The following is a 7,078-nucleotide window of genomic DNA, read 5'->3' on the forward strand; positions in this document are numbered from 1 at the left end:
AAAGCCGCAAAAGATTAAATCCCTTTTGCGGCTTTTGGTTTATCGGTTATTTCACTTGTACCTTAAACCGTTCCTTCCCAATCAAGACAATATAATTACCTTGTGGCAGCCAGACTGTTTTGTTGCCGGATAGCTTGTCGAGTTTTTTCAGCAAAGAGCCGTTGAAAGTGTGGATGAATACTGTTTCCGGTTGCGAAGTTTGGATGTGTAAACAGGCTTCTTCCGTCCATACTTTCGTACTGTTTGTATTTATTGCTTCGTTGGCTACCGGGTCGGGATTCTTAACGATACCGTCGATATTGATGGTGATCGGCTGGCGTACATATTTGATGATATATGCGCCGTCGCTCGAACGTGGAGTGATTGTTTCGCCCCGGTTGGTAGTGACGATGGGGGAGGACTGGTTGTATCCTTCATCCAGTGTGAGGTAGAAACGGAAACTGCTCCAGGCTTCAACTTCGTATTCTCCGGCGATAGGGTCGGTTGTCGCACCTTCTATTTGCGGGAGGGTGACGATATGGTATACTGTCGGGGTCGGGTCGGGGTCGGGAGTCGGCTCCGGTTCGGGGGGAGGCTCCGGAGTTTGTTTTTTGCCGAATGAGGCAGCAATAACGATTGCCTCTGATACAGTCAAAGTGTTTCCTGATGAAAAGGAAGTTCCATTTACCAGTAACTCTTTCAGTTCATATCCATCATCTTCCGGTGTGGCGGTAATGGTAAGTGTGGTTCCACCTTTCACTTTGTCATTGGATTGTATGGAGACTTGATTCTGATCGGTGACAGTGAGCGTACCGTGTTGTGGGGTATCGAATGTAATAATGTAATTTTGTAAACTGACAATAGGAATAGTCGGCTGGTTGACTATTGTTGTTGTTTCGTAGCTTCCGTCTTCTTTTATATATTTCAATTTTGGAAGTTGAGTATTGTCGGTGAAATCCCACGCATCGGATGATTGGAAAGGATAACTTGATCCATCCCAGTCTGCACCATTGTCTACAACAGCATCGTCTACTTTTGGTATTTCCGGGTGGGCAAAGTTGTCCGTAACAGTAGCAACTGTCTGATCTTGAAACCCTACAATACGTCCGGGTGTTGTAGCGTTATATGTAATACCTCCGGTATTGAGTGCCAGACAGTTTACAACAGAGCCTTTACTGTTAGTTCTACTGCCTTTGTTTATTCCGGTAATACCTCCAACATATCCACGAGGATCTTCATTTGCTTTTGTTATCTGTGTACAATTTGCAGCCACCTTGCCTGTTGCGTAACAATTGAGTATCTCATACTTATTATAGCCTGCAATCCCTCCGGCATAATTTATTTCGCCGGTTGATGTGATGTCTCCTGTTGAATAGCAATTCTGTATGTAATGTGTATTATATCCTGCAATACCACCGACTGTATTGTTGTTGCCGGTGGAAATAATATTAGCGGTAGAAAAGCTATTTTTAATAGCATTAGAACATTGTCCGGCAATACCACCTCCATAAGAAACAACCCCATTAGTTGTAACAGTACCTGATACTACACAATTACTAATAGGGGCTTGCTCGAAGATACCGGTAATACCTCCTGCATATGCTTCCGTGTCCGGAATTTTTGTAGTCGCTGAAACCTTGGCTGACGATTTACAATTCTGAATTGCCGCTTTACTGTATCCGGCGATACCTCCCGCCGTACATAAATTACCACTTAAATCAGTACTCGAGGGCTGATCCGTAATTAATTCTACAGAAATTGTTCCGGATGTAGTACAATCAGTTATGGGAGGACATTTTTGAGCATTTCCCATGTTATGAGTTCCTGTAATACCGCCAACTTTGGCATAGTACCCCGTTGATTGTAGACTTTCCTTTATTTTATATACTAATGTTATATCACAGGAAGAAGTACAATTTTCTATTGTATAAGTTGGGTTAGAATATAAGGGCTTTGTGTTTTCCGAGACAATTCCACCGACACCACTAGTTGTTCCATCAAGAGTGACATTGATAGATCCTTCTGCACTGCATCCTTTTATGACACCCCTATTGGATGTTGTTATTCCTCCAGCTTCTGCTTGAATTACTTTGGCGACTATTTTTGCATGACAGTTTGTGATACTACCACTCGTTTGGGAAGATGCATTGTTCGTTCCGGCTATTCCACCGGCCCAACCGGATTTAAGACCTCCACTGGGAGTTAACTCAAGATTGTAATTGAATTTCCCGTCAAAGCTACAGCCATTAATAATTGCTTGCGTGTCATCTTCAGATGCATTTTTACCAGTTATACCTCCTACATACACTGAGGCCTCTCCTTTATAGTTGATTGTACCCTCTGCGTGACAATTTTCAATTGTAGAGGAAAAGCTTGCACCGGCTATGCATCCGGCATAAATGTTTTTATTGGATGTATAGGTGTTACTACTTTTTTCGATAAAGCAGTTTATTAATTTGATATTCTTTATTGTCGTATGATCTATTTGTCCGAAGAGCCCCGCAGAGCAATCGGAGACAATCTTCATATTGGATATGGTATGATCGCCTCCATTAAAGTTTCCTTTGAAAGGTCTGGTGAATCTATAGTCTTTTCCTTTTTCTCCTATTGGTATCCAATTATGATCAATTAAATCAAGATCTTTAGTGAGTGTTATCGTCACTCCTTCAAATCCTTTTTGACCGGCATTTCCTGTATCTGTATCGTCATTTACCATTTTTGCTACCCAAGCTAATTCAGCTTCGGAAGATATATTGATTTCTGTCGAAGCGGTAGTCCAGCCGCTTGGTTCTTGAGCCAGATCTTCCCATGTTTGCGTTGTGGTATCTTGTGCCAATATTCCTTTTGATAAGGAGCAAAGGATAATCGTTATTAATAGACGAAACGGAGTAAGATGTAAATGCTTTTTCATCATGATTTATTTTTAGTTTGAGGTTTATTAATTTCTTTGAGTAGCTGTTTCCCCGGTTTCAGCTTTACAGAGAAACGTTCGGGGATAGTATGAGGGGCCCCCGTTTTGGGGTTACGGGCGGGACGTTCGGTTTGATGCCATCTTGATATGACTGCAAAACCGTATAGGTGGATTTCTTCACCGCGTTGTAACTGACTGGTAATGATATCCATTAATGCTTGAAGCATCTTCTTTGACGTAGACTTGGTTTGTTCTGTTTTCAGGGCCAAGTCGTCTATTAATTGTTGTTTATTCATGAGAATGACTAGAAAAAACGTTCGTTTAAATTAGTCATTTTCAGAGGTGTCTGAAAAAATAATTGTTTATAGAAAAAAAAGAAAGAGGAAGGCTTGAAAATTGTTGATAAACAAAGAAAAACAAGAAAATCAAAGTTTATGGCTAATTAGTTTGAATATAAAAATATAACCCGTAACTTTGTGGACGATTTAAACGAACGTTTTATTTAGTCATTCTCAGAAGTGCCATTTTGTAAAATGATTATGGCTGTTTATTAAAATACTTATGTTTTTTGTCCGAAATACTTAAGTATTTTATATCAAATACTTCCTATCTATAACATTTACTTTATGTTTTGTATTTCAAAAGTTCGCCACTTTCGCCATTTATGCCACTAAAGTTATTTCATTTTCAACTGCCATATTTCGCTATCTTTTTCAGGTATTTTCCAACTGATAATCTGCTGATTATCCCTTCGTGTATCCATTTTCCCAAATGACGGTCGATGGTTCTTTCGGGGATTCCCCGGGACAAGCCGAGTGCCTTGGCTTCGGAGGTGCGGAAGGTGGCGGGGAGGTCGTTGAAGAATGTCTCGTAAATATTGGGGTCGCTGGGTGGAGTGAAATCGGCATCATGCTTTAACATCGTACCTAATGTAAGCATGTGCTGCTGAAACATAAGGACGAACATCGTGGCAATATCGAAATCTATGTCTGAAACGACCTGTTCGTCCAACGTGCTCTGTCGTTCCACTTTGCGCAGGGCGGTGAGAAGCATACTGATGCAGAAATGAGTACGTCCCAGGCGGTGCACCACGCTCAGGCGATCTTCGTTGCCGAACAACCGGGCCTGTTCCGACATGCGGGAGAAACGATGGTTCATGCGGTTACGCTGTTGCTTGGTGTAATGTACGAAGGTCGGGTTATTGTCGAGGTAGATGCCGGCTTCGAGGATGGCGGCGCCTACCTCTGCATAATAACGGTCGGCATGTATGTTATCGTCTTCGCTGGTCAGGGGTTTCCATTGCGGAGCCTCGTTGAAGGTGTAAGCCAGGAAACGGCTGAAGAGACCGTCGTCGGCCGAAGGGATGAGCCGTACAAACTGCCCGAAAGTTCCGCTCGTGAGTAGTCCCATAAGCGGACGGTTGCAGCTTACTGTCCCGCCCGAAATGGATGCCCGGTCGATCGTCTCCTGATGGGCGATCTGGTTGAGCAGGTAGGTGTATTTGCCGTGGTCGTTGTTGATGGCTTCGATCAGGATACCGATTTCCGATTCTTGCATCAGTCCGGGATAATGTTCGTTGGCACTCAGTTGTTGCACCAGCTTGGCCTGGGTGATGGTTCCGGCAATTTTTAGTTCCATCTGAAGAACTTCGACGGGGCGGGTGAGCATGACCGGCTTTCCGGTTTTCTTGCTTCGCGCCGCAGCCAGTTCGTAGGCCTCTATCTCTTCCTTGTTTTTCTTGACGTACGAAGCTGATTTCGAGCGGACGTAATAGTGCCAGGGTTGGAGCAATTGGTACATGCCGTTGAGCACTCCCTTGCCGGAGCCGGCACGTGCCACGACATAGAGGTAGAGCATCGGGGCGACAGAATCGCCATGATAGTTACCTTTTACACGAGGCATCACGGTGGAGATCATAGCCAGTGCGGCGACGATTGCCATATCCCGCTGGCGTCCTTCGAGGCCGGGGCGTACCATGTCCCGCAACAGGGTCGGGGCGGTATTGAAAAGAGCCTGGTTTACGTAGGGTAGTTCGGGAGTAACGTGTTGATTCGTAGTTATATCCGTTTCGTTTTCGGCAGGAGGATACTTTTCGGTATCTTTAGTGGCGAAAGTGGCGGGAATGGCGAACTTTTTCTCGTTCAGGGTCTTGTTTTCGCGTCGGTTCACCCCATGTTCAGCCCGTGCCTTGCTGTAAACGGAGGCGATGGTCTTGGCGATCTCCTTCGCGTCGAAATCGGGCTCGACATAACGGCGCATGCATTCATTTTCCACCGCCTGCTGTCCGAAGCCTGCCCGGTTCAGGCAGAAGGCGAGGCTGACCAGTCGGGCATGGCGTTGTCCTTTTACCCAACTGTTTCCGAGGTCTGCCTGATCCAGATAGAGATCCAGTCGCTCCGTTTCCGTCAGTGGCTCCGTTTCTGTCGCCATCTTTTTCTCACAGTGTCTGGAGTAACTTTTCCCCTCTCGGGAGGGGGCAGGTGGTGTGTCAGCGGCGGGGCTAGGATGTGTGTCGGCGGCCGCTTCCACCCTGAACGTTTCCGCCTCCGGATTGTAATAGCACTCCGCGTCCCAGCAAACCAAACTTGTCCGTGTGATATCGGTGCACCCCCTGTCTACCGCTTCTCCCAAAGTCGTTTCGACAATATCATACAGTGCCAGGCAGGTCTCCGCATGATGCACGGTGTCCGTCTCCACCCGGAAGATCAGGTGCACACCGCCGCCCCGCGCACTGACATAAGCCAGAACCAGCCAGGGGAGGCCTTTGCTTCGTTCCATATATTCGGCAACCGGTGTTTTCATGCCGTCTACGTCTACCAGTGCGTAACCGGTATGTTCGCCTGCCTGTTCCTTCAGTCTTTCGTTGGGGAACAGTGCCGAGACGGCAATGGCGGGAAGTTGCAGTTTCAGCCGTTTGGCTTCCCGGTGACGCCCTTCGGCTGTCAGCCGGCGGATCTCTTTAGTAATAAATTTAAGACAGTCGCTTTTGATAAACTCGTCGAGCCAGCTAAGTGTCACTCTCTTTTCTTCCCTGGTCTTGTAAAGGCTGCCGTACCAGGAGAATTCTTGTTCTTTGTTTTGTGTCATAGGTTGTACGATAAAGTTGTAAAATGCCGGGCTCGCTAAGGTTCACCCAGATGATTGACAATGCACATTGCTTGTTTGGGCGTGAGTAGTTTCTGCCCCGGTTTCCAGTCCAGGGCGATCAGTTTCTCTTTCAGGTTTCCCGAAAGCCTGATCCATCGTGTCAGCTTCTCACTGGCCGTCTTGGGCGTCGATTCGGGGAAATAACACAGGGCCAGTTCGTAAAATGCCCATACACGGCAGTAGTTTTGCTTTTCTTCCATGATCGTTATAGTGTTGATTTGTCCTTGTAAGGTAAGTATAAAAAACGAGAAAAACAAATGTTTATGTATTGAATTTCATGCTTTATTGCCGTTTTGTGGCCGGCCGGGTATAAATAACCTGCTTTCTTTTTTGTCCGAAGAAAATATTCTTTATCTTTGTCGTACCGCCTGTTATTGGGTGGCAACCAAAATATATATGCTATGGGAAAGTTTATCAATCCCTTCACCGATTTCGGTTTTCACCGGATTTTCGGTCAGGAGGTACACAAAGAGTTATTAATTGATTTCTTAAATCAGCTGCTGAAAGGCGAACGTCATATCAGCGATATCACCTTTCAAAATCCGATCCTTCAACCGGAAACGATTGAAGACCGGGGAGTGATATTCGATATTCATTGCAAGGATGACAAAGGCGGTTGGTTTGTCGTGGAAATGCAGAACGGAGCCCAGCCCTACTTTTACGACCGGGGTATTTATTACTTATCCCGGGCCATCAGTAACCAGGGTGAGAAGGGTAAAGACTGGAAGTTTAACCTGTGTCCGGTATACGGCATTTTCCTGTTAAACTATAAGATGGGAATGAATTCCAAATTTCGGACAGATGTTATATTGGCAGACCGTGATACCGGACGGATGTTTAGCGACAAGATCCGGCAGGTATATCTGGAGTTACCCTGGTTCACGAAAGAAGCAGATGATTGTGAGACAGATTTTGAACGTTGGTTATATTTATTAAAACATATGGATACATTAGACAGAATGCCCTTCAAGGCGCAAAAGGCCGTATTCGACAAACTGCTCGAAGTGGCGGATGTGGCTAATCTGAGCAAGGACGAGCGTG

General features: G+C 45.5%; 5 protein-coding genes. 1 reads left to right on the forward strand and 4 read right to left on the reverse strand.

Annotated features, from left to right (window positions below; translation table 11 throughout):
- Window positions 1-46 precede the first annotated feature (46 nt).
- From QZ076_RS17450 to QZ076_RS17465, 4 genes are all read right to left on the reverse strand, one after another.
- Entirely contained in the window at window positions 47-2,890 is a 2,844-nt protein-coding gene (locus tag QZ076_RS17450; protein ID WP_293715342.1) for a GLUG motif-containing protein, read from the reverse strand.
- Window positions 2,890-3,186, reverse strand: a complete 297-nt coding sequence (locus QZ076_RS17455; RefSeq protein WP_293715345.1) for an HU family DNA-binding protein — start codon at window positions 3,184-3,186, stop codon at window positions 2,890-2,892. Before QZ076_RS17455 ends, QZ076_RS17450 begins: the two co-directional genes overlap by 1 nt.
- A gap of 391 nt (window positions 3,187-3,577) precedes the next feature.
- The gene (locus QZ076_RS17460; protein WP_293715348.1) at window positions 3,578-5,977 is read right to left on the reverse strand and encodes a DUF3987 domain-containing protein; all 2,400 of its coding nucleotides are present in this window, start codon (window positions 5,975-5,977) and stop codon (window positions 3,578-3,580) included.
- A 35-nt stretch (window positions 5,978-6,012) separates the two neighbouring features.
- Entirely contained in the window at window positions 6,013-6,237 is a 225-nt protein-coding gene (locus QZ076_RS17465) for a DUF4248 domain-containing protein (RefSeq protein ID WP_293715351.1), read from the reverse strand.
- Window positions 6,238-6,438: 201 nt separating this feature from the next.
- Here QZ076_RS17465 and QZ076_RS17470 point away from each other — a divergent pair.
- Window positions 6,439-7,078: Rpn family recombination-promoting nuclease/putative transposase (locus QZ076_RS17470; protein WP_293715354.1), on the forward strand; the 640-nt coding region annotated here is incomplete at its 3' end.

It is taken from the genome of uncultured Parabacteroides sp. (assembly GCF_905196875.1).
In the GTDB taxonomy this organism is placed as follows: Bacteria; Bacteroidota; Bacteroidia; order Bacteroidales; family Tannerellaceae; genus Parabacteroides.